The following is a 21480-nucleotide window of genomic DNA, read 5'->3' as shown; positions in this document are numbered from 1 at the left end:
CCTCAACTTCAGACGCACCGCTCGATCGGCTGCCTGCTGACGACGCGCCATCCCACACCTCGCTGATCACGAGGTGTTGCGACGACCAGTTGAATTCGCCCAGGGTCTCTCGATCGGCATGGTGATCGGCCCCGTTACAGCCGCATTGATCAGCAACCTGCCGTTGGAACAGGCCGGCGCAGGATCGGCCGTCACCAACACCGTGCGACAGACCGGCAGCGTGATCGGAATCGCGGTAGGCGGCACAATCATGTCGATCATGTACCGACGTGCGATCGAACCTTCGCTGGAAGGTGCATCCGGTCCGGTGCAGGATCAGGCGCGAGTTTCCGCCGAACAGGCCCGCCACGTCGCCACCGCTGTCCATCGGCCCGCTCTTGCTCAGGCTGCCGATAGTGCGTTTATCCATGCTATGCACGTCGGCGCGGGCTGGATCGCGGTCATCGCACTCCTCGGAGCGGCTGTGCTGCTGATTTCCTTGCCTGCTGCCGAAAAGAAGAAGGGTCAGGTACCGGATCCGGACCACGAAGAGGCCCGCAGCTCCGTCTGAAAGTGTGACGGCAGAACCCATGATCAGGCCCGCGCAGGGCGGCACCCACAGCGCAGCGCGCGCCCCCACTCCGTGACGTGGACCGCCCGGGCCCCTGCCAGCCCCACCGGCTCCTGAGATCAGCCGGAGCTTCCCCCAGGCCACCGTCACACGCCGGTGTCTCGTCCTGCCGGCGGGAACACCGCAGGCCGGCAATCTGTTGGCACGCCCGTAGAGATGAGCGATCCAACGTTGGAGGGCCGAGTGCCACTCGCATCACGACCGCTGCGCAAGCTGGGGTTCCTGACCATCGGACTCTTCGACGAAGCCGACCCGGGCCAGGGCCACGAGTCCACGCTCCAACTGATCGAGTTGGGAGAGCGGTTGGGCTTCGACAGCGCCTGGGTCCGCCACCGTCATCTGCAGTACGGCATCTCTTCTCCCGTCGCAGTCCTGGCAGCCGCCACACAACGCACCCGGCGCATCGAACTCGGCACCGCGGTCACGCCGCTCGGCTGGGAAAACCCACTGCGGCTCGCCGAGGACCTGGCCACGGTCGATGTCCTGTCCGGCGGCCGCCTCAATTCAGGTATCAGCGTCGGCACTCCGATGTTCTACGACCGGGTCAAGGACGCCCTGTACCCGGAGACCGCGGATGCCGAGGACTTCGGGTACGGACGGGTGGAACGGCTGCTGGACCTCGTGCGGGGCAAATCCGCCGCCGCCTCCAGCGGCAGGGAGGGCTTCGAAGTCTTCTCCGACCGGGTACAGCCGCACTCACCGGGGCTGGCCCGGCGGATGTGGTACGGCGGAGGAAGCTTGCGGTCGGCCCGCTGGGCGGGCGAGCACGGGATGAACTTGCTGACCAGCAGTGTCGTCAAGGCCGAGGGCCCCGGCGACGAGCCCGCCGACTTCGCCGCCATCCAGCTGTCCCACATCCGCGCCTTCCGAACGGCCCACCCCGACAGGGAGGCTGCCCGTGTCTCCCAGGGACTGGTCGTCGTCCCCACCGACTCGGCGTCACCCGAACAGCGGGCCAGGTACGAGCGATACGCCGCCGAACGGCTGCCCCGCACAGCGGCGCCGCAGGGTCCGGCACGCATGATGTTCGCACCTGACCTGGTCGGCACCTCGGAGGTGATCGCCGAGCGGCTGCAGGCGCACGCAGCGTTCCGTGAAGTGGACGAAGTGGCGTTTGCGCTTCCTTTCACCTTCCGGCACGAGGACTACGAGCAGATACTCACCGACATCGCGATGAAGTTGGCCCCGGCACTGGGCTGGGGGTCAGGAGCCCGGTCGCGGTGACCGGGACCACCTCTCGCAGCATAATGACCCTCATGGTGCATATTTCCTCCCGCCCAGTCAGGGGTTCCTCGCTCTCCTTGTGGTCGAAGGACTCATTCCTGTCCATCGGCTCCGTGGGGTCCGTGCTGTCCATCGGCTCGGTCGGCAGCGCGCTGTCCATCGGGTCCATCGGCTCTTCGCTGTCCGTGGGCTCGATCGGCTCCGCCATGTCCCTGGTGTCGCTGGGGTCCATTCAGAGCACCGGAAGTGCGCTGTCCATCCAGGCGCGGCGCTCAGTACTGGCTATCGGCCAATACCGCGTGATCAGTTCCCCAGGCACGCTCGCGCTGGTCGGATCAGGTGCGCTCGCGCTTGCAGGCGTGCTTGCCCTGCGCACGCGTACCAGGCCGTGAGCGGTCCGGCGCCTTCGATCGGGGGGACTTGCCGCGACCGCCCTGCCACGTCCTGCGGCCACGACATGTTCGCGCAGGCAGACCGGACGGGTGCGGTAGCGGGCAGCAGGCGCGGCCGAGCCCGCCGTGGCGCAGTGCGGTACCGCGTCGTCCGCGTAGCGCTGGAACCAGAAGGAGATCCTCCAGCCGCCCGGACTCGACGACCGGCAGCGGGAGCAGATGCTCGCCCGGATGAAGCGCGAGGCCCGGACCGCGGCAAGGCTCAACCACCCGGCGTTCAGCCCCGGTGGCAAGACCCTCGCCACCGGCACCGGCGCATCCGACTTGACGGTCCGGCTCTGGGCGGTGCCCTGAACCTGGGGGCTGGGCCGCTCACCACCGTATGATGGGCGGTTCCCCGTCACCCCCGGCTCCCGGAACAGCGCGTGCAGATGGCGTACGGAGATGTGCTGCGCCGCCGCCCCTGAACCGTCGTCAGACCGCGGTTCCGCTCCCGGACTGCCGAAGGCGTTCCGCCAGGGCGAGGAAGACGAAGAAGTTCGGGATGCCGGACACGGTGATCGAGGTCACCGCCGTGTTACCCAGCGAACGCCACTGTCCGGCGATCTTGATCTTCACGAATCCGTCGAAGACCCTGATCTCCTGGATCTGCGACCACTTCGCGGTATCGCGCGCCGAACCCACGGCGTCCAGAGTCAGCCACAACCGGCCGAAGTCGAGTGACTCCCCGGCCTTCAGCCTGGCGATGGCCTTGGGGAGCTGCGCCTCGGTCACTGCTTGCTGGATGGTGTCCCCCCACTCCTTCGGATGGGGGAACCGCCCCTTCTGGGCGACCCCGTCCGACCGGCCCCGCAGTACGACCTGCTGACCTTCGATGTCGGTGAGGGTGTACTCGTACTCCGTGTAGCCGGCCACGCCGGTGTGGCGCACGGAGTTCTGAAGGACCGACGTGCCGTCGTAGCGAACGGCGTGCACGCGGTTCTTCAGGGCGGCGGTGAGACCGTGTTCGTACAGGTCCAGCTGGAAACTCTGGTTCCTCTTCGACGTGAGTCGTTCGAACCCGATACTGATCCAGCTCACGAGCAGCAGTCCGAATGGGATGACAGCCAGCCCTGTTCTGCCCGCGAGGAACAGGGCGAGCGCGATCCCGAAAAATACGGCACCCGCGGCCAACGCACAGCCGGGCGACCCGGATTGCGACTGCACCCCTCGATGGACTGCCCGCCTCTCCCCCAGGCGCCCGCGTTCCGCGGCCTCGTCGATTCTCGTGAGCAACTGGTCCTGGGCTCGCAGACGGCTGTCCCGTTCGGTCATTCTCTCCCCCTGGAATTCCGGCATCGGGCCATGGGCACGATAGTCGCCCCCGATGACATCGGCTCGAACAATTCGCGCCTGCCCTATGTCGGGTTGATGGTGTCGAAGTACAGCCGGTCACCGACCGCGTCGAGGAAGAACCGCCCGCTGGTGAGCTCGCCCGGCTCAGGCCCCAGCAGGTGGCGGCCCGCCTCACCGAATACTTTCCGCAACGGTGCGCACCCTCTTGTGGTCCGGCAGTGGCTCCGGCGTATCGCTGATCGCGTGCACACCCATGCCGACGGCCGCGATGGCCCCTGCCACGAGCCCCCGTGAGAGCCAGGCGCGTCGACCCGCTTCGAACGACCGCTTCATCAACCCCAACTCCCCGCACACCGTGCCCCCTTGGCCGGGTGCCACCGGTGAGCGTAACCGCAGGGCTGCTTTCACCGGTCCAGAGATGGTGGAAGGAAGGCGGCCGACCGGCTCACCGCGGCGTTCTCAAAGCCGCTGCTGAACCGGGCTCAGCGGAGCTCGCTCGCCAGCAGACCCATCGTGAACATGTCGTACCACCTGCCGTCACGGCGGAAGACCTGACGAAGCCGGCCCTCCTCGACGAAGCCAACCTTCTCGTAGACCTTGCGCGCGGCATGGTTCTCGGTCACCACGGTCAGCGTTACCTTGTGGAGGCGCATGTCTTCGAAGCCGTAGCGGCAGATCGTCCGCACTGCATCCGTGGCGTAGCCACGGCCCCAGTAGGCCTTCTCGCCCAGGTAGATATCAAGTTTCGCGATGCCCTTCTCCGGGGCCGCATCGTGGAGCATGACCAGACCGATGAGCGTGTCGTCGGCGAGCGCCTCGATGCCGAGGAGCAAGTCGCCGTAGGTGTTGCGGGGGCGCTCCTCCAGCCACGTGCGGACGCGCTCCACCGGTTGGGCATACGTGTCGTCCATCCACCGCATGACCTCGGGGTCGTGGTTCCAGCGCCACAGTGCCTCGGCGTCTGCAGGGCCCATGGCCCGCAGTTTCACCAGTTCTCCGAGCGCCATGCCCACCGACCCCTTGCTGTATCTCGTGATCATCTTTCGAACCATGAAGTGGTACCACGACCGGCATGGAACACCCAATGATCACGGGGATGACCGGCACCTTCGGGGATTCGGGCACGGTAATCTCGGGCCATGTCCGAGACCTCGGTGGCGCACTTCTACGACGAACTGGCTGACGACTACCACCTGATCTACTCGGACTGGGGCGCGAGCATCCATCGGCAGGGGGGCGCTCTGGACGCCCTGATCGGCCAGGATCGCGCGGCGGTCCTCGACTGTTCCTGCGGCATCGGCACGCAGGCCATCGGCCTGGCGCTGCGCGGGCACCAGGTCACCGGGACCGACCTCAGCCCCCGCGCCGCCGCCCGCGCCGCACGTGAGGCCGCCCGCCGGAGCCTGAGCGTGCGCACGGCCGCTGCCGACATGCGGCGCCTGCCGTTTCCTGACGGCCGGTTCGACACCGTCGTCTGCGCCGACAACTCGCTGCCTCACCTGCTGACCGAGCAGGACGTGCACACCGCCCTGGCCGAGATGCGCCGCGTGCTGCGTCCCGACGGCCTGCTGCTGGTAAGCACACGCGACTACGACGACCTGCTGCGCGACCGCCCGGCGTCGACGCCTCCACAGGTGCACGGGGACGTCGGCCGGGCCGACCGCGAAGACCGAACCGTCACCTTCCAGCTCTGGCACTGGCACGACGACGGCGAACACTACGACCTGGAGCACTTCCAACTCCTTCCGGCAGACGGAGAATGGCGCGTCCAGGTCCGCCGTACTACTTACTGGGCACTCGGCCGGGACCGGTTGGCCGGCCTCGCGGCCGAGGCCGGGTTCATCGACCCCGTATGGCGAATGCCGCAGGAGACGGGCTTTTTCCAGCCGCTGCTCGTGGCTCGCGCAGGTGAGTAGGCGCCGCCGCCTCCGGCCTGGTGAGAGCATGGACGTAACGCGGTCATGGGTCGTTGGCAGAGCAGGGAGCGACGGTGTTGTCCAAGGTCGACGTCGAGCGCATGCGCGATACGACGAAGCCCTGGACCTTCGTCGCGAGCGGGGCTCCGTTTCGGATTGATGTCATGGTTCGCGCGGTCCGATTCTTCGGGGGCGTGTCTGAAGGTCTGCCTTCCGCGACTGCGCATGCGCCGAGACCCGGCGCCCGTCTGCCTCGCCATGGCCCGCGCCGCAGCCCGGCCTGCGAGGTCAGCGTCGCAGGACGTATCGGGTCACACGGGAGCGAGCCGTCTTCTCGCTGACCCCCAGCGCCTGGGCGACGGCGCCCCACTCGGGCCCGTCGCCGGTGTCGAAGCTGAACGCGGCATCGGTCGCCACACGCCGGGTGAGGCGTTCCAGGGCCGCTGCGGCACGGAGGGCAGCCAAGGGCTCGTCGGCGACCAGCGAAGTGAGCCGTGCCTCGATCTGGTCGAGGAGAGCGGTGAGATCGGCAGGTACGGGAACCGTCCGTGAGGTCACCTCCGCGATGTGGGTCTCCCAGTCCGCTTCCGGTTCGCTGGTGTCGGCCATGTACGGGCGCCGGCGGTCCACGGCGCTCCAGTCGATCGGGTACGTGGCGGAGCCACGCCAACCGCACGAGCAGGTACCGCGAAGCTCGGTCGCGGACGGGGCCCCGAGGCTGCCGTCGTAGATCCACCAATCGCTGCTCCGGTGCACCGACGGGCCGCTTCCGGCATCGAAATACACCGGGCCCGGCTCACTGCCGTCGGCGAGCAGAACTCCAGGCCGGCCTTCGTGCTCACTGCCGAACTCCTCGGACTCCCACATGATCAAGTTCCTCTCCGCTACCCGGTCAGGCCGCACGCCGGCGACACGTCGAGACCCAGCTCAGAAGCGGCCCACCACAGCCGTCCTGTCCAAGGGCCGGCACGCCAGGCCTCCGTACGACTGTGCCCGAGGCAGGCAGCCGGAGGCGGGCGAATACCCGAACCGGTGAACCTTCAGCCACCTTGGCGAGGGGAGGCCGCAGCGCCGGCACGCAGATGCTGCGACTGCTGCGCCCCAGGGTCTTTCGTTCGGATCAGGCTGGGCTCGCGGGGCCTGACAGCCCCGGCTGTCACAGGGCGTCCGCCCGGTCCGGGGCGATACTGGTCGAGACAGTCGCCTCTCCGCCGATAGCTCCGGATGCGGGCCGGGCCGGGCGAGGCACCTCTGCCGATGTCTCCGAGGGGAGCCGTTCATGACCACGGCGAAAGACCTGTTCATCGTCGCCATGGACCCGAGGCCGGAACACACCGTGGGGCAGGGCGACCTGTCGCTCGCACTCGCGGGGGCCGAGCTGATCGATCTCATCCACGCGGGCGCCGTCACCGTGGACCGTGACCGCATCGTGCCGGGCGAGCCGCCGACGCCGGACGACCGGCTCCTCGGCGAGGCCGCTGCACGGCTCGCTCGGGAGTCGCCCTACGAACGGATCGAGGACTGGCTGTGGCGCCGGGGCCGCGACCTCTCGGCCTCGTACCAGGCCGCGCTGGAGGAGGACGGCGAGCTGACGCGGAAGCGGAGCGGCCGGTTGTCCTTCGGTTCGGAACACGTGGAACCGGTCGATACGCCCAGCCGCCGTCGGGCAGCCGATCGCTGGGAGGAGAAGGAACCCGTCCTGGCCGCCCTCGCCTCGGCCGTGGGCATCGACGCCGGGGAGCCCGACGCCGAGGCCGGGCTCGATGACGAGGCGGTGACCACCGTGGTGGCTGCCGTCCATGACGCGGTGATGGAGCTCGAGGCCGTACGCCAGAAGCGGGCCATCGAGAACGCGGCCTTCGCCAACCTCTGGCGCGGACCGTGAGGCGGGGCCGCGGTCGGTGAGTGAGCTCGGTACGGTCCGATACCGAGAACCGGGCTGCGGCGCCCGGCGAGCCGATGCCCGGATGCTTCGGGGTGACGAGGACTGGTGGCAACGCGTGTTCGAGGAAGTCGTACGATGCCGGCTATGGACGCCTCACAGGACGACTTGCGCTGCGGGCTCTGCGGGCAGGTCATGGATGCCCAGCATGAGCAGAACCACAAAGTCTCGGGGGTCGGCGCGGGCAGGCGCGTGGAGCACGTGGTGATCGAACTGCGCGGCGCCACCGCGCTCTGTCAGGCTGCCGACGACCCCTCTCGGACATCCAGGACCGGTGCCGCCGGTCTGGCGGAGCAACTGCGGATCGACCTGCCCGATCTCCTCGGCCGCCGTTACACGTGCTGGGAGACGCCTGGGGAATACGGTGTCGTCCGGAGCGGCTTCGAGCCGGTCTGAGGGCGGAACGGAACCGTGGGCATGGTTCGCCGGGCACCGAAGTGTCCGGCCCGTAGCGTGGTGGCATGACCAGCTTTCTTGCGCTGCACCACACCGGGACACCGCTCCTGCTGCCCAACGCCTGGGACCATGCATCCGCGGCAGCCCTGACCGCACAGGGCTTCCCTGCTGTCGGCACGAGCAGTCTTGCCGTGGCCGCAGGGGCCGGACTGCCCGATGGCACGGCGGTGACCCGGGAGGAAACCCTCCGGCTGACGCGACAGCTCGGCAACCGGGGGTTCCTGCTGTCCGTGGACGCCGAAGGCGGCTTCAGCGACGACCCTGCGAAAGTCGCCGAACTCGCCGCCCTGCTGGCCGCCGCCGGTGCGTCAGGCATCAACCTGGAAGACGGCAGGGGCGACGGAACGCTCACCCCTGCGCCTGTACACGCGGCGAAGATCGCGGCGGTCAAGGCCGCCGTACCGCATCTCTTCGTCAACGCCCGCACGGACACCCATTGGCTGAACATCCGGCAGGACGAGACCGCGGCGCGGCTCGACACCTACAGCCGGGCAGGCGCCGACGGTGTGTTCGTCCCGGGGCTGTCCGACCCCACCGCCATCACCACCCTGGTCAAGTCCCTGGACCTGCCCCTGAACATCCTGTATTCGCCCTCAGGCCCCAGCGTCGCCGAACTCGGTGCACTGGGCGTACAGCGGGTGAGTCTGGGCTCGCTGCTCTACCGGGCGGCGCTGAGCGCGGCACTGGACACAGCAATCGCCATCCGCAGCGGGCGGTCGGTGACCAGCAGCATCACCACCTACACCGATGTTCAAGACCTCAGCCACGGTGGACACCGAACCTGACCGCAGGTCAGGCCGGTGTACCGGGCCGTCTAGAGAAGGTCGGCGGCCGTGACGCGATGAAGGTGCACCAGTACGTCGAACTGACGCCCGAGCGAGGTTCGGTAGGGGTCCTCCGGCCAGGCGTTCCCGATGGACCGGGTCGGTCGCTTCGCCGTCAGCCAGTCTCGCACCGGGGCGGGTGCGGCCCGCAGATCGAGGTAGTAGTCCCGGCGCGACACTCGCTCCAGCACCTCCTCGTTGCTTCCCGCGCCCAGCGGCTCCACGGAGAATCGTCGGTAGGGCTCGGCCGGATCTGTCAGATCCATCGCGTTGAACGAGCCCTGGCCGAAGGTGTAGCCGATGTTCATGTACTCGGCACCCACCCGCTGGCGGATGAACTCCCCCTGAGTCCTGGGGTACTGCTCAGGGTTGTCGGACTCGTAGGAGACATGGCCGTTGTGGGCCGACAGCAGCATCCTGTGGCCGGTGTGCCGCTGCCACCACACGGTGTTCTCCGCCATGACCTGATCGCGGTAGAGCATGGCCTGAGCGATCTTCTCCGGGTCGGAGAAGTCGTAGTACGCATAGAGGTCGGCCGTCCGGGAGATGGCCCTGGCGTGCTGGAGGACCCACTCGTACGTCTGCCGGTCCCCGTCCGGGCCCTTCGCCCGGAGCAGTTCGTAGGCACGCCGTACGAGCGTGGCCGCCCGCTTGCGCTCGGCGATGGGCTTGGTCATGTTCCCGTTCACGGTCTCCTCCACGCTCCCCGTCGGCCGGAACCCGCCGTAAAGGCGGCGGAACTCCGGCAGCAGTTCCGGGTGGTGGGCGGACACGTAATCCGTGACCTCGTCGAACAGCTGGGGTCCCGCGTAGCCGTTGTCCTCGCCCATGAACTGCACGGGCCGGTCGGGATGGCGGACGTTGTGGGCGCGCATCCACTTCAGCAGGGCGAGATACTCGCGGTTGTTCCAGATCCGGTAGGAGCTCTGGAACTCCTCCCGCATGATCTCTTCCGGGACGCCCTTCCCGTGCAGCACGTACTCGTTGAGGACCAGTCCGGTCGACCAGGGGGCCTCCAGTGCGAAGGTGGTGAAGCCCTTCTCCTCGACCAGGTAGCGGAAGACGCGGTGCTTCATCGTGAAGAACTGCCGGGAGCTGTGAGTGGCCTCACCCAGGCCTACGATCTTCGCCGAGCCGATCATGCGTCCGAGCGGCCGCAGATCGCCGTCCCGGTCGCCGGGCGCCGTGGAACGCAGCGGCTCCGCGATGCGGGCCAGTGCGCGCGCCGGATCCTCGGCGGCGGGCGGGTTCGTGCGAGCCGGCAGGGCAGCAACCGGCAGCGCCCCGGACCCGAGCGTCAGCACCAGCAGGACCAGGAGCAGCAGTAACCGAGGCGATCGGTGTGTTCTGTTCAGTACAGGCATGGATCAAGGCTGCCGACGCGCGGCAGCCCCGGACAGCCAGCCCCCTGCAGTGTTCGTCCGGGGGATAACCACAGGGCGTCGAGGCATGGCCACCGCCATCCTTACCCTGCGGTAACTTAAGCTCCGCGCCCGCCGAACGAACGTCAGGAGCCCCCATGAAACGCCTCGTCCCCCGCTCACCCCTCATGCTCGCCGGTCTGATGGCCGCGGCCGGGGTCGCGCACCTCGCGGCTCCCAAGCCCTTCGACGCGGTGGTGCCGCGGTCGCTCCCCGGCAGTCCTCGATTCTGGACCCTGGCGAGCGGTGCCGTGGAGCTGGCCCTCGCGGCCGGACTCGCCGTCCCCAGCACCCGCCGCGTCAGCGCCCAGGCCACCGCGCTCTTCTTCGTCGGCGTCTTCCCCGCCAACGTGAAGATGGCGTACGACTGGCGTGCCCGCCCCGCACCGGTCCGGGCGCTCGCTTACGGCCGCCTCCCCCTCCAGGTCCCGCTGTACCTGTGGGCCCGCGCGGCGGGTCGCCCCACGACCGGCTGACGCTGGAGCGGCTCCCCCTTCAGCGGGCCGGTCCAGCCGGCCCGATGCCACATGGGCGGCGTTCAGGCGCCAGGAAGGAAGAGACAGAACGGATGGCCGTGAGGGTCGCGGAGGACCCGCACGTCCTTCTGCGGCTGGTACTCCTCCAGAGTCGCGCCCAGGGCGCAAGCCCGCTCGGTCTCCGCCTCCAGATCGTCGACCTGGAGGTCCAGGTGCGCTTGCATCTGCTGAGTGCCCGGGCGCTGCGGCCACGTCGGAGGAACGTGATCGGTTTCCAACTGGAAGCTGAGGCCGGGGCGTTCACGTTCCGGAGCTCTCAGGCGGACCCACTCGAGCTGGCGGTCGACTTCCTCCCAGCCCAGCAGGGCCCGGTAGAAGTCGGCCAGCGCGGGCGGGTCGGGAGTACCGAGGACGAAGGCACCGAGCGTCGTCATGCCTCCTACTTTGCCCCTGGCGCTCCTCCTCACGCATCCGCGCACACCCGCCGTCGCCCGTTCCATCCCTTCGGCCGACCGTGTAGCCGTACCAACGCCCGTGGAGAGCGGACTGGAAGCGTGCCGGAGCCCGCTCGTCGACGGCGGAGGCGTGCGCCGTGGCAAATCCTTCCCGGGCGAGGGAGCTGATCCACTACAGTGCGCCGTGGGCCGTGACTGGCGCTGAGGTGGAGAACCACCGGGGAGCGGTCTGACGAGATGTCGTTGCCGTGCGCCTGGGCGAGCAGTCAGCAACGCCTGGAGGGCACGATGTCCGCGACCGAGACGGCCCAGCTCATGGAGGGCACCGGCCTCGCCGAACGCACCATCGAAGAGACCGCTGCCAAGGCGGCGGAGATCACACGGCGTACAGGGACCAGCCCCTGTCTGGCGACGGTGCTGGTGGGAGAGGATCCCGCGTCCGTTACCTACGTCCGCATGAAGCGGGCGCGTTGCGCGAGGGCCGGCATCCGGTCCCGGCACATCGGTCTGCCCGCCACCACCACGACCGCCGAACTGATCGGCGTACTCGCCGGTCTGTCCGACGATCCGGACGTGCACGGCATCCTGCTCCAGCACCCCTGCGGCCCGCACATCGACGAGCGGGCGGCGTTCGAGGCCATCGCCCCGGAGAAGGATGTCGACGGCGTCACGATGCACTCGTTCGCCGCGATGAGCTTCTCCTCGCCCGGTTTCGTGTCCTGCACTCCCGGCGGAATCATGCGGCTGCTGGAGGCGTACGACGTCGAGCTCGCCGGGAAGCACGCCGTCGTGGTGGGACGTAGCGCGATTCTCGGCAAGCCGGCCGGGATGCTTCTGCTCGCGAAGGACGCAACGGTGACGTACTGCCACTCCCGCACGGCGGAGCTGTCGGCGATCGTCCGGGAGGCCGACGTCGTGGTGGCGGCCGTGGGGCGGCCTCGGCTGATCCGGGGCGAGGACATCAAGCGTGGCGCGGTGGTGATCGACGCCGGATACAACCCGGGCAACGTCGGCGACGTGGACTTCGACGCGGCCCGCACCCGGGCCCGTCTGATCACTCCGGTGCCGGGAGGCGTCGGGCCTATGACGATCGCGGTCCTGCTCGCGCAGACCGCGGAGGCCGCGGCGCGTCAGCTGGGAGTTCAGCGCCCCTGACCCGTGTCCGGCAAGCCCGCGGGACACCGGGTCGGCACGGTCTCGTAGCTCCGTCCTCGCCTTTTCGGCAGCGACCGGTGGCCGGCCCTCGGGCCGGGAGTCGGCCACCGATCGTCAGTTCCACATCGTCTCCGGTTCTGATGAACTCCCGGATCGTCCAGGTGCGGCCGTCGATGCGAGTGCCGGCACCGGTGGTGTATGCCGGAAGAGCGAGTACGGGGCCTGCCGGGCCCCACTGTGCGCAACACCGCCCCGGTGACCACGTCGTCGGACGCGAGTGCTCTCAGGGGCGGGGCGCCTTCTCGCCGTGTACGGCCATGTATTCGGCTGCGAGCCAGGGCCCCAGCCGGTCGACGAGCATGCTGATTACTGCCGGGTCTGCCGAGGGCCTACGGCCGGTAGCCGCGGCAACGCGCATCTGCTCGACGTGTTCGGGGTAGTAGCGGCCGAACAGCTCGGCCGACTCTTCGAGGTCGCTCGTCCAGCCGCCCCAGCGGGGCATGATCAGCGTGAACGCCGTACGGACGATGCGGCGGCCCACCGCGCGGCTGAGTGCCTTGCGGTCGGCTTCCGTGGTGGCCTCGACCGCTCGGGCGCGCCATCGGGGGAGCACAAGTGGGAGGTCGCCGTTCGTCTCGCGGGCGAGCAGGGATGTGGGGCGGTAGCGGGGAAGCTGTCCTGCCAGGTCGTTTCCCAGCAGTGGGGTACACAGGCAGGCGACGAAGAAGCCGCCGTCGTGGCGTTCGAGTTCGCTGAGCAGGGTACGTGTGCCGGACAGGAGGATGCCGACGCCGTTGATCTGAGCGAAGCGACGGTCGAGAGCGGTCTCGATCGTCCTGGCGTCCGCCCGGTCGGTCTCGGTCGGCTCGTGGCGGAGGGCGAGCAGCAGGTCGAGGTCGGCGACGCCGGGGACTGCGGTGCCGCGGGGGATGCTTCCGTAGAGGTAGGCACTGTGCAGTCGTGTGCTGCCGAACGTCTCGGTGATCCGGGCGCGCGAGGCCACGACGACGGGGGCGAATGCTTCCGGTACACGGCTCAGCGCACCTTCACGCGCGATCGTACCGTCGTGGGCCAGCCCTATTCCGCTCATGGGTTCACTCTGCCCTGCGGACTCGCATGTCGCCGAGTGGTTTCTCCTCGGCGGCTCGCCGGGCGGGCAGCTGGGGGTGTTCCTGGTTCCCCGGCCGCCGTACGTACACCGCAACCGCCATACGGAGCAGCGGACTTCGACCGAACGGGCATCCGGGAATCCCCGCTCCCGTATCTCACGCACGAGGACGCAGCTGCCAGATCTCGTCGATCGCTTCTCCGGTCAGCACCTCCCGCGGGTCTCCCTCGCCCCACAGCCTTCCGTCCCGGAGCAGGAGGAGGTGGCCGGCCGATCTGGCCACTTCAAGGTCATGGGTCGCCTGGACGACCGTCAGCCCCTCCCCCGCCACCTCGGCCAGCACATCGGCGATGAGCCGCTGGGCCGTCGCGTCGAGGCCGGCGGCGGGCTCGTCGAGCAGGAGCAGGTCCGCCTCCTGGGCCAGCCCCTGCGCGATGAGGGCGCGCTGGCGCTGGCCGCCCGACAGCTCCCCCAGTTGCCGATGGGCGAGGGAGCTGATGCCGAGCCGGCGCATGCTCGTCTCCACGACGTCCCGGTCCTGCCGGGTGAGCCGCCGCCACAGCCCCCGGTGTCCCCACCTTCCCATCGCCACGGCGTCCCGCACCGTCAGCGGCAGCACATCGGCCACCTCGCTGCGCTGCGTCACGAACGCCACGCGCTTGTCCGTTCCGTGTTCGACCTTGCCCGCTGTTACCTGGATCACTCCGGCGATCACCCCGAGCAGTGTGGACTTGCCGGATCCGTTCGGACCGACTACCGCCGTCGTGGTCAACGCCGGTATGTCCAGGGTGAGTTGATCCAGCACCGCACGGTTGGGATATCCGGCCGACACCCCGTCGAGCCTTACCTGCCGCTGCATCTCCCGAACCTCTTCCTGTCACGCTTCTTTGTAGTGATAATCATTTTCATTGTAGTGTCCCGCTGCATGGAATGGTTGATGGCCCCCTTCGAGGTGACCTTTGTGCAACGGGCCCTGTGGGGCGGCGTGCTGGTGTCGTCGATCTGCGCCCTGGCAGGTACGTGGGTGGTTCTGCGCGGGATGGCGTTCCTCGGGGACGCGATGTCGCACGGCATGCTTCCCGGGATCGCGCTCGCCTCCCTGCTGGGAGGCAACCTGCTCGTCGGTGCCGCCGTGAGCGCGGCCGTCATGGCGCTCGGCGTCAGCGCCGTCGGCCGGTCGCCCCGTCTCTCGCAGGACACGAGCATCGGCCTGCTCTTCGTGGGGATGCTGTCGCTGGGCGTGATCATCGTCTCGCGCTCCCAGTCGTTCGCGGTCGACCTGACGGGTTTCCTCTTCGGCGATGTGCTCGCCGTGAGATCGGCCGATCTGGCCGCTCTCGGGGGTGCGCTGGTCATCGCACTGGCGGTCTCCGCACTCGGCTACCGGGCGTTCGTCGCGCTGGCGTTCGACGAGCGCAAGGCGCACACGCTGGGGCTGCGGCCGCGCGTCGCACACGCGGCTCTGCTGGCCCTGCTCACACTGGCCATCGTCGCGTCGTTCCACGTGGTGGGGACCCTGCTCGTCTTCGGCCTGCTCATCGCGCCGCCCGCGGCCATGCTTCCGTGGGCCCGGCGCATCCCGGTGATCATGATCGGCGCCGGCTGCCTCGGAGCGAGCTCGACGTTCATCGGCCTGTTGCTCTCGTGGCACCTCCACACCGCTGCGGGGGCGAGCATCGCCGCGACAGCGGTCCTCCAGTTCCTGCTCTCCACCGGGGTTTCGGGCCTCCGCAGCCGATGGGTGCGGGCCGCTCTCCCCACCTCCACACCTGACCGCCCGCACATGGAAGACGGACAGACGTCATGACACCCAGGAAAACCCGAACCGCCACAGCGCTCACCTGCGCCGTCCTCGCCGGCTCCGGGCTGCTCGCCGGCTGTCAGAACGGCAGCGACGCGAAGTCCCCTTCGGCGTCCTCGGCCTCGGCCTCCGCGAAACCTCATGGGTACGTCGAAGGGGCCGAGGAAGCCTCCGAACAGCAGTCCCGCCTCGTTCTCGCCGACGCCGGCACCGGAGCGGTCGAGGTGCTGGACCTGATCACCGAGGACACCACATCGCTCGAGCACGGTGACGACGTACGAGGTCTGCGCACCGACGGCCGGTTCGCCTATCTGAGTGCCGATGGCGGCACACGCGTCCTCGACACCGGTGCCTGGACGGTCGACCACGGCGACCACGTCCACTACTACCGCGCCGCGATCCGTGACATAGGGGCGATCGCGGGGACGGACGCCGCTCACATCCGCAGCGATCGGACCGTCACCGCGGTCTCCTCCGCGGAGGGTGGCACCCAACTGCTCGACCGCAGGAAGCTGGAGGACGGCACCGTCCCCCGTGGCACCGAGCTGACCGGCGTGGGCAGCGGCGTGGTCGTCCCGTACAAGGAGCGTCTGCTCGTCACAGCGGCGGGTTCCGGGAAGGACACCGTCGAGGTCCGCGACCGGGACGGTGCACGGGTCATCGCGCTCAAGGAGCCGTGCTCCCAGGCGCACGGCGAGGCCGTCACCCGCCGGGGCGTGGTGTTCGGATGCGCCGACGGGGCGCTGCTGGTCAGCGAGGACAAGGGCACGTTCGAGGCCGAGAAGATCCCGTACGGAACAGCCGTGGGAGCCCCGGAGCGGGCGACCGAATTCCATCACCGGGCGGGCAGCACCACGCTCGCGGCCAGGTCGGGCGATGACGCCGTCTGGGTCCTCGATGTCACCGACCGCTCCTGGACCCGCATCAGAACCGGCCCGGCCATGGCCGCCAACACCGCGGGTGAGGGTGCTCCGTTGCTCGTGCTCGGCGAGGACGGCGCCCTCACCGCCTACGACATCACCACCGGGAGGAGCATCGCCCGTAAGGAACTCCTCCCTGAGGGGGCCGAGTCCGCTTCCGTCGAGATCGACACCACCCGTGCGTACGTCAACGACGCGGCGGGGCGGAAGGTCTACGAGATCGACTACAGCGACCGGCTGCGGCTCGCCCGGACCTTCCGGCTCGACTTCTCCCCGACGTACATGGTGGAGGCCGGCCGGTGAGCGCCGTTCCCGAGCCCCGTCGCCTCTGCCGCCGGCTACGCGCCCGCCTCCTTCAGGCAGCCCTGGCCGGCGTGCTGCTCCTGGGGGTGAGCGGTTGCGCGGAGGGCGAGCACAGACGCCCCTCGGTGGTCGTCACCACGAACATCCTCGGTGACATCACCCGCAAGGTCGTGGGCGACGAGGCCGAGGTGATCGTGCTGATGCGAGCCGGTGCCGATCCCCATTCCTTCGGCGTATCGGCTCCGCAGGCGGCGTCCGTCGAGCAGGCCGATCTGGTCGTCCACAACGGCCTCGGTCTGGAGGAGAACGTCCTGCGCCATGTGCGGGCCGCCGAGGAATCCGGTGTCCCGACTCTGGCGGTCGGGGAGTCCGTCGATCCGATCACCTATGCGGCGGGCGCATCGGCCGACGAGCCCGACCCCCACTTCTGGACCGACCCCGAACGGGTCCGCAAGGCCGTCTCGCTGATCGCCCATCACGTCGTCGAGCACGTGCGGGGCGTCGACAAGGCAGCCGTCGGGAAGAACGCGTCCGCGTACGGAGCGGAGGTCACCGAACTGGCCTCGTGGATGAGGCAGCAGTTCGACGCCATCCCGGCCGGGCAGCGCCAGTTGGTGACCAACCACCACGTCTTCGGGTATCTGGCGCAACGCTTCGGATTCCGGATCGTGGGCGCGGTGATCCCGAGCGGGACCACTCTCGCGTCGCCGAGCGCCTCGGATCTCAAGTCCCTTGCCACCGCGATCGAGGCGGCGGGCGTGTGCGCGATCTTCGCGGACTCGTCGCAGCCCGACCGGCTCGCCCAGGTCCTGAAACGCGAGAGCGACGTCGAGGTCGACGTCGTGCCTCTGTTCTCCGAATCCCTCACCGCGAAGGGCAAGGGAGCGGACACCTACCTGCACATGATGCGCGCCAACACCAGGTCCATATCCAAGGGCCTGAGCGCCGAACAGCCACGTTGTCGCCTGTCATGAGCGACATCCATGGAGAGGAAAACCACCAGATGAAGCACGTAGCACGCCCGAGGCGGGCCGCCGCCGTCAGCACCCTGCTCGCGGCCTCCGTAGCACTCACCGCCTGCGGGAACGACGGTAAGGCGTCCACCGCCGGAACGACGGGCAAGGCGTCGGGTGCTCCGGCGTCCCAGGTCACGGACCCGATCGTCACCACGTACGACGGTGGCCTGTACGTACTGGACGGCACGACGCTGGAGCTCGCCGAGGACATTCCTCTGGAAGGCTTCAACCGGGTCAACCCCGCGGGCGACGACCGTCATGTGATGGTCTCGACCGCCACCGGCTTCCGGGTGCTGGACGCCGGGGGCCGAAAGCTGACCGCCGTGGAGTTCGAGGGCAGCAAGCCCGGCCACGTCGTACGTCACGCCGGCAGGACCATTCTCTTCGCCGACGGCACCGGCGTGGTCACGGTCTTCGATCCCGAGGACCTCGGCGGCGGCACGAAGCCCGAGACCGAGACGTACACCTCCGCCGCTCCGCACCACGGTGTCGCCATCCAGCTGGCCGACGGCAAGCTGGTGACCACCCTCGGTACGGAGGAGAAGCGCGTCGGGATCGCCGTGCTGGACAAGGACCGCAAGGAGATCACCCGCAGCGAGGAGTGCCCCGGTGTCCACGGGGAGGCCGCCGCGCAGGGCGAGGCGGTCGTCATAGGCTGCGAGGACGGCGTCCTGATCTACAAGGACGGCGCCATCAAGAAGGTGAAGAGCCCGGCGGCGTACGGCCGGATCGGCAACCAGGCGGGGTCCGACGAGTCGCCCGTGGTCCTCGGCGACTACAAGAAGGACAAGGACGCCGAGCTGGAGCGACCGGAGCAGGTGTCCCTCATCAACACCGAGACGGGCAGGATGCGGCTGGTCGACATCGGTACGAGCTACACCTTCCGTTCGCTGGCACGTGGTCCGCACGGTGAGGCGCTCGTCCTGGGCACCGACGGCAAGATCCACGTCATAGACCCCGCTACGGGCAAGGTGACCAAGGAGATCTCCGCACTCGGTGCATGGCAGGAGCCCCTTGACTGGCAGCAGCCCCGCCCGGCTCTGTTCGTCCGCGACCACACGGCGTACGTCTCCGACCCATCGAGCAGGAAGCTGCTGGCCATCGACCTCGAGTCGGGCAAGCAGGTGGCCTCGGCGGAACTCCCGAAGGCTCCCGACGAGCTGAGCGGCGTCAAGCAGCACTGAACCTGACCTGTCCCGGGACACGGGAGCGCGTTCCCGCCGGGGGGGGGGAGCGCGCTCCCCGCGCTGTCCGGGGCCGCAGGGCGCACCGCACCACCGGCGTGGTCAGGCCAGTCCGGCCTCGATCGCGCGGCGGACGGCGTCGGCCCGGTCGCGGATCCCCGCCTTGGCGAACAGGTTGTTGATGTGGGTCTTGACCGTGGCTTCGCTGATGAAGAGCTTCTCGGCGATTCCGCGGTTGGGCAGGCCCTGGCCGATCAGCGTGAACACCTCACGTTCGCGCGGGGTGAGGTTGCCGGGCAAGGTCTGTCCCGGCACCGGCGCCTTGGTTCTGACGGTGGCGAGCAGCCGGTCCTGGACCTCCCGGTCGAGCACGGACTGCCCGGCGGCAGCGGCGCGGATCGCCCGGGTGATGTCCTGGCGGCCGGCGTTCTTGGTGAGGTAGCCGCGGGCCCCCGCGCCCAGGGCGCCGAGGATCGAGTCGTCGTCGGCGAACGTGGTCAGTACGACGACCGCAACCTCCGGGTACTCCTCGCCCAGCCGGCGGGTTGCCTCGATCCCGTCCATGACAGGCATTCTCAGGTCCATCAGCACCACGTCCACCGGCCCGTCGGCAACAGCCGTCAGCACCTCGCGCCCGTCGGCGGCGGCCGCGACGACGTCGATGTCCTCGGACAGCCCGAGCACCGCGGCGAGCGGCTCCCGGACGGCTGCCTGGTCGTCGGCGACGACCACCCTCAACCGCTGTGGCGCCTCGATAGGTTCGCTCATCCCGGGATCACTGCCTCCACCTGCCAGCCGCCTTCGTCCGGTCCTTCGGTGACCGGGAACGCGGTGACGCTTCCGCCCAGCAGGGCGACACGTTCGCGCATTCCGATCAGCCCCATTCCACTCCCGATACCCGTGTTCACCTCACGGGTGGCGGGGCCGTTACGGATCCTCAGTGTCGTCGATGAGGCCGCAAAGGTCAGTTCCACGGCGACATCTCCCCCAGGTGCGTGCCGGGCGGCGTTGGTCAGCGCCTCCTGGGCGATCCGCAGCAGGTTCTGTGTCACCTGGGCGGGAACCTCGCGGACGGTCCCGGTGACGGTGAGAACGCCACGGTGGCCCGATGATTCGAGCATCGCGGTCAGGCTCTCCAGCAGGGGCAGCGAGTCCTCGCGCAGGGCGTGCACGGTCCACTGCGCCTGTTTCAGGCTCTCCTTGACCAGTCCGTGGGCCTTGTCGTTGGCCTCCCTGACCTTCTCCAGGTCACCGGTTTCGATCAATGCGTCGGCCAGTTCCAACTGCATGTTGATCCCGGCCAGCGAGTGCGCCAGAACATCGTGCACATCCCGGGCGATCCTGCTGCGTTCCGTCAGCACGGCGGTCCGGGCCTCGGCCCGAGCGACGCGTTCGGCCGATTCGGCCGCCTCGATGGCCGCCAGTACGGCCCGGCGCCGGCTGCGGTTGACGATGCCGACCAGGACCGGCAGGCCAGTGGCGAGACCGACTGCCCAGGGCAGTTCGTGGTACCCCGGCCCGAGGCGGAAGTACAGGACACCGCCGCAGATCAGACTGCACATCCCCGCGAGGACGAGAGCCTGCCTGACCTCCAGCCGGAATCCGATGTGACCGGCGAGGAAGAAAGCGAAGAGGTAGCTCGTTCCGCTGTGGCTCACGCCGATGAGGGCGGCCGCCGCGATGACGCCGAGCGTCAGCCAGACGAGAGCGAGATGCCTGGGCACCCTGTTCTCGGGCAGGAGCCGGACCAGCAGCGCCGCGGAGTTGATCACGAGAAGGAGAGCGACGGCCAGGCCCTGGCCGCTGAAGCCCAGCGGCCGGATGGTCCAGATTCCGACCACGATGACCGACAGGGTCAGCACCCACTGCACACGCGGGTCCCGTCCAGGAACGGGCCGCGGGCCCGCTCCCCGGGCTGCGGCCTTCCCAAGGGGCAGGGCGCTCTCGGTTGCGGACACGGGCAGAACATATCGCATGGTCAGGCCGTACGTTCGAAGACGGGTGCGGGGCTGGTGACCGTCCGGGTCCCGCTGCGGGTTTTCCGGCTCCGTATGAAGATCGTGGCCAGTCGCGTGACCACTTCGGTGAGTGCCATCAGCACGAACGCCGCCACCCAGGCCTGGTCGCTCGTGATGTGGTGAGTGATGCTGAACCGGGCGACGTCATCGGCCCCACCGCCGTGCTCGACCCACATCTGGAAGGCCATCCGCGCTCCCATGCCCGATACCCACAGGATCGCCGATACCGCACCGGCCTTGATCAGGATGTGCTCGCCGGCGGTCCGTATCCGGGTGTAGATGCCGCCCGCGACGCCGAGGGCGGCACCCGCACTCATCAGGGCGCCGATCAGCACCAGGTCGTTGCCGGCGGTGGGGATGGTGTCCAGGTACGAGTAGGTCACGAAGGCCACGATCCCCAGCGGGATCAGGAAGGACTTGAGGTTGAGCCGGCCTTCCCGCAACTGCCGGAAGACGACGAGAATGAGGGCGATGTCGGTGATCCACTCGGTCGTTGTCATGCCTCAAGGTTGCCGGGACGAGGCTCGCAGCGCCTCGACCCACGGGTGGAACCCGGGGTGGAGTTCGACCACTCCACCGACGTCCACCCCTCGCCTGTCAGCAGACGCGAGGGCGTGCCCGCACAAGGCCGCGCACGGGCGCGGAGGAGAGGACCGGAGAGCGCCGTCTCCTGGGTCACCTCACCGTTGAGCCGGTACACCCCGTTCGGAGCCGCCGTCACCGGTGCCGAAGAGGCAGCACACTCCGCCGCCGGCGCCGGTGAGGCCGACGAACACCTCTCGGTAGACCACTCCCCCAGATACACACATCGGTTTCGTCAACGACGACCACACCTGTCCGAGCCCGGCGCCCGCACCGACAGAGTCCTGTGCGCTGAACGCCTGTCAACCCTTCAGCAGCGCACGGCAGTCATCGGCCGCGACC

The 21480-nt window shown here is 68.9% G+C and carries 25 protein-coding genes and 1 riboswitch; of the genes, 14 read left to right on the top strand and 11 right to left on the bottom strand.

Annotated elements, in window-relative coordinates; translation table 11 throughout:
* The first annotated feature begins 118 nt into the window (after window positions 1-118).
* From ACIRD8_RS06925 to ACIRD8_RS06910, 4 genes are all read left to right on the top strand, one after another.
* A complete protein-coding gene (locus ACIRD8_RS06925) occupies window positions 119-550 on the top strand; it encodes a hypothetical protein (protein ID WP_403987225.1) in 432 nt (143 codons plus the stop codon).
* Between the two features lie 243 nt (window positions 551-793).
* Window positions 794-1834, top strand: a complete 1041-nt coding sequence (locus ACIRD8_RS06920; RefSeq protein ID WP_403987222.1) for an LLM class flavin-dependent oxidoreductase — start codon at window positions 794-796, stop codon at window positions 1832-1834.
* Between the two features lie 122 nt (window positions 1835-1956).
* Window positions 1957-2226, top strand: coding sequence for a hypothetical protein (locus ACIRD8_RS06915; protein WP_403987220.1), 270 nt, complete (start codon window positions 1957-1959; stop codon window positions 2224-2226).
* Between the two features lie 231 nt (window positions 2227-2457).
* Window positions 2458-2580, top strand: coding sequence for a hypothetical protein (locus tag ACIRD8_RS06910; protein WP_403987217.1), 123 nt, complete (start codon window positions 2458-2460; stop codon window positions 2578-2580).
* A 120-nt stretch (window positions 2581-2700) separates the two neighbouring features.
* Here the strand turns inward: ACIRD8_RS06910 and ACIRD8_RS06905 are convergent, their stop codons facing one another.
* The 3 genes from ACIRD8_RS06905 to ACIRD8_RS06895 all read right to left on the bottom strand — a co-directional run bounded on the left by ACIRD8_RS06905 (window position 2701) and on the right by ACIRD8_RS06895 (window position 4601).
* Entirely contained in the window at window positions 2701-3540 is an 840-nt protein-coding gene (locus tag ACIRD8_RS06905) for a DUF6585 family protein (RefSeq protein WP_403987214.1), read from the bottom strand.
* An 83-nt stretch (window positions 3541-3623) separates the two neighbouring features.
* The gene (locus tag ACIRD8_RS06900) at window positions 3624-3752 is read right to left on the bottom strand and encodes a hypothetical protein (protein WP_403987212.1); all 129 of its coding nucleotides are present in this window, start codon (window positions 3750-3752) and stop codon (window positions 3624-3626) included.
* A gap of 291 nt (window positions 3753-4043) precedes the next feature.
* The gene (locus ACIRD8_RS06895) at window positions 4044-4601 is read right to left on the bottom strand and encodes a GNAT family N-acetyltransferase (protein WP_403987209.1); all 558 of its coding nucleotides are present in this window, start codon (window positions 4599-4601) and stop codon (window positions 4044-4046) included.
* A 99-nt stretch (window positions 4602-4700) separates the two neighbouring features.
* Between ACIRD8_RS06895 and ACIRD8_RS06890 the strand changes: the two genes are divergently transcribed.
* The gene (locus ACIRD8_RS06890; protein WP_403987206.1) at window positions 4701-5477 is read left to right on the top strand and encodes a class I SAM-dependent methyltransferase; all 777 of its coding nucleotides are present in this window, start codon (window positions 4701-4703) and stop codon (window positions 5475-5477) included.
* A gap of 288 nt (window positions 5478-5765) precedes the next feature.
* On the opposite strand, the gene ACIRD8_RS06885 is transcribed toward ACIRD8_RS06890, so the two are convergent.
* Window positions 5766-6344, bottom strand: coding sequence for a hypothetical protein (locus ACIRD8_RS06885; RefSeq protein ID WP_403987203.1), 579 nt, complete (start codon window positions 6342-6344; stop codon window positions 5766-5768).
* Window positions 6345-6756: 412 nt separating this feature from the next.
* On the opposite strand from ACIRD8_RS06885, the gene ACIRD8_RS06880 reads away from it, so the two are divergent.
* The 3 genes from ACIRD8_RS06880 to ACIRD8_RS06870 all read left to right on the top strand — a co-directional run bounded on the left by ACIRD8_RS06880 (window position 6757) and on the right by ACIRD8_RS06870 (window position 8660).
* Window positions 6757-7362 carry a GPP34 family phosphoprotein gene (locus ACIRD8_RS06880; RefSeq protein ID WP_403987200.1) on the top strand — a complete coding sequence of 202 codons (606 nt, stop codon included), beginning with the start codon at window positions 6757-6759 and terminating at the stop codon, window positions 7360-7362.
* A gap of 144 nt (window positions 7363-7506) precedes the next feature.
* Complete coding sequence (locus ACIRD8_RS06875) at window positions 7507-7815, top strand: hypothetical protein (protein WP_403987197.1); 309 nt, start codon at window positions 7507-7509, stop codon at window positions 7813-7815.
* Window positions 7816-7880: 65 nt separating this feature from the next.
* Window positions 7881-8660 carry an isocitrate lyase/phosphoenolpyruvate mutase family protein gene (locus tag ACIRD8_RS06870; RefSeq protein ID WP_403987194.1) on the top strand — a complete coding sequence of 260 codons (780 nt, stop codon included), beginning with the start codon at window positions 7881-7883 and terminating at the stop codon, window positions 8658-8660.
* A gap of 29 nt (window positions 8661-8689) precedes the next feature.
* On the opposite strand, the gene ACIRD8_RS06865 is transcribed toward ACIRD8_RS06870, so the two are convergent.
* Window positions 8690-10063 (bottom strand): erythromycin esterase family protein, encoded by a 1374-nt coding sequence (locus tag ACIRD8_RS06865; protein WP_403987191.1) that lies wholly within the window; start codon window positions 10061-10063, stop codon window positions 8690-8692.
* A gap of 155 nt (window positions 10064-10218) precedes the next feature.
* Between ACIRD8_RS06865 and ACIRD8_RS06860 the strand changes: the two genes are divergently transcribed.
* Complete coding sequence (locus ACIRD8_RS06860; RefSeq protein WP_403987188.1) at window positions 10219-10596, top strand: hypothetical protein; 378 nt, start codon at window positions 10219-10221, stop codon at window positions 10594-10596.
* A gap of 62 nt (window positions 10597-10658) precedes the next feature.
* Here the strand turns inward: ACIRD8_RS06860 and ACIRD8_RS06855 are convergent, their stop codons facing one another.
* On the bottom strand, window positions 10659-11030 hold the full coding sequence (locus ACIRD8_RS06855) for a VOC family protein (RefSeq protein WP_403987184.1): 372 nt from the start codon (window positions 11028-11030) through the stop codon (window positions 10659-10661).
* Window positions 11031-11232: 202 nt separating this feature from the next.
* Window positions 11233-11318, top strand: a riboswitch (ZMP/ZTP riboswitch).
* Window positions 11319-11339: 21 nt separating this feature from the next.
* Here ACIRD8_RS06855 and ACIRD8_RS06850 point away from each other — a divergent pair.
* Window positions 11340-12206, top strand: a complete 867-nt coding sequence (locus tag ACIRD8_RS06850; protein ID WP_403987181.1) for a bifunctional 5,10-methylenetetrahydrofolate dehydrogenase/5,10-methenyltetrahydrofolate cyclohydrolase — start codon at window positions 11340-11342, stop codon at window positions 12204-12206.
* 283 nt (window positions 12207-12489) lie between these two features.
* Here the strand turns inward: ACIRD8_RS06850 and ACIRD8_RS06845 are convergent, their stop codons facing one another.
* Together ACIRD8_RS06845 and aztA are read right to left on the bottom strand one after the other, a co-directional pair.
* The gene (locus ACIRD8_RS06845) at window positions 12490-13296 is read right to left on the bottom strand and encodes a nucleotidyltransferase (RefSeq protein WP_403987178.1); all 807 of its coding nucleotides are present in this window, start codon (window positions 13294-13296) and stop codon (window positions 12490-12492) included.
* Between the two features lie 175 nt (window positions 13297-13471).
* Window positions 13472-14173 (bottom strand): zinc ABC transporter ATP-binding protein AztA, encoded by a 702-nt coding sequence (aztA, locus tag ACIRD8_RS06840; protein ID WP_403987175.1) that lies wholly within the window; start codon window positions 14171-14173, stop codon window positions 13472-13474.
* Window positions 14174-14239: 66 nt separating this feature from the next.
* Here aztA and aztB point away from each other — a divergent pair, with 66 nt between their 5' ends.
* From aztB to aztD, 4 genes are all read left to right on the top strand, one after another.
* Window positions 14240-15121, top strand: coding sequence for a zinc ABC transporter permease AztB (gene aztB / locus ACIRD8_RS06835; RefSeq protein WP_403987172.1), 882 nt, complete (start codon window positions 14240-14242; stop codon window positions 15119-15121).
* Window positions 15118-16338, top strand: coding sequence for a hypothetical protein (locus ACIRD8_RS06830; protein WP_403987169.1), 1221 nt, complete (start codon window positions 15118-15120; stop codon window positions 16336-16338). Before aztB ends, ACIRD8_RS06830 begins: the two co-directional genes overlap by 4 nt.
* A 62-nt stretch (window positions 16339-16400) precedes the next feature.
* A complete protein-coding gene (aztC, locus tag ACIRD8_RS06825) occupies window positions 16401-17312 on the top strand; it encodes a zinc ABC transporter substrate-binding protein AztC (protein WP_403987298.1) in 912 nt (303 codons plus the stop codon).
* A 29-nt stretch (window positions 17313-17341) separates the two neighbouring features.
* Window positions 17342-18538 carry a zinc metallochaperone AztD gene (gene aztD / locus ACIRD8_RS06820; RefSeq protein WP_403987166.1) on the top strand — a complete coding sequence of 399 codons (1197 nt, stop codon included), beginning with the start codon at window positions 17342-17344 and terminating at the stop codon, window positions 18536-18538.
* A 102-nt stretch (window positions 18539-18640) separates the two neighbouring features.
* Here the strand turns inward: aztD and ACIRD8_RS06815 are convergent, their stop codons facing one another.
* The 3 genes from ACIRD8_RS06815 to ACIRD8_RS06805 are packed head-to-tail and all read right to left on the bottom strand — an operon-like array spanning window position 18641 to window position 21056.
* Window positions 18641-19306: a response regulator gene (locus ACIRD8_RS06815; protein WP_403987163.1), complete on the bottom strand. Its 666-nt coding sequence runs from the start codon at window positions 19304-19306 to the stop codon at window positions 18641-18643.
* Complete coding sequence (locus tag ACIRD8_RS06810) at window positions 19303-20514, bottom strand: sensor histidine kinase (RefSeq protein WP_403987160.1); 1212 nt, start codon at window positions 20512-20514, stop codon at window positions 19303-19305. The genes ACIRD8_RS06815 and ACIRD8_RS06810 overlap by 4 nt, the downstream gene beginning before the upstream one ends.
* Before the next feature lie 2 nt (window positions 20515-20516).
* Window positions 20517-21056 (bottom strand): hypothetical protein, encoded by a 540-nt coding sequence (locus ACIRD8_RS06805; RefSeq protein ID WP_403987157.1) that lies wholly within the window; start codon window positions 21054-21056, stop codon window positions 20517-20519.
* Window positions 21057-21480 lie beyond the last annotated feature (424 nt).

Origin of the sequence: Streptomyces sp. NPDC102451 (assembly GCF_044765485.1) — a bacterium.
Classification (GTDB): domain Bacteria; phylum Actinomycetota; class Actinomycetes; order Streptomycetales; family Streptomycetaceae; genus Streptomyces.
This window is presented reverse-complemented; position numbering and strand designations above follow the sequence as displayed.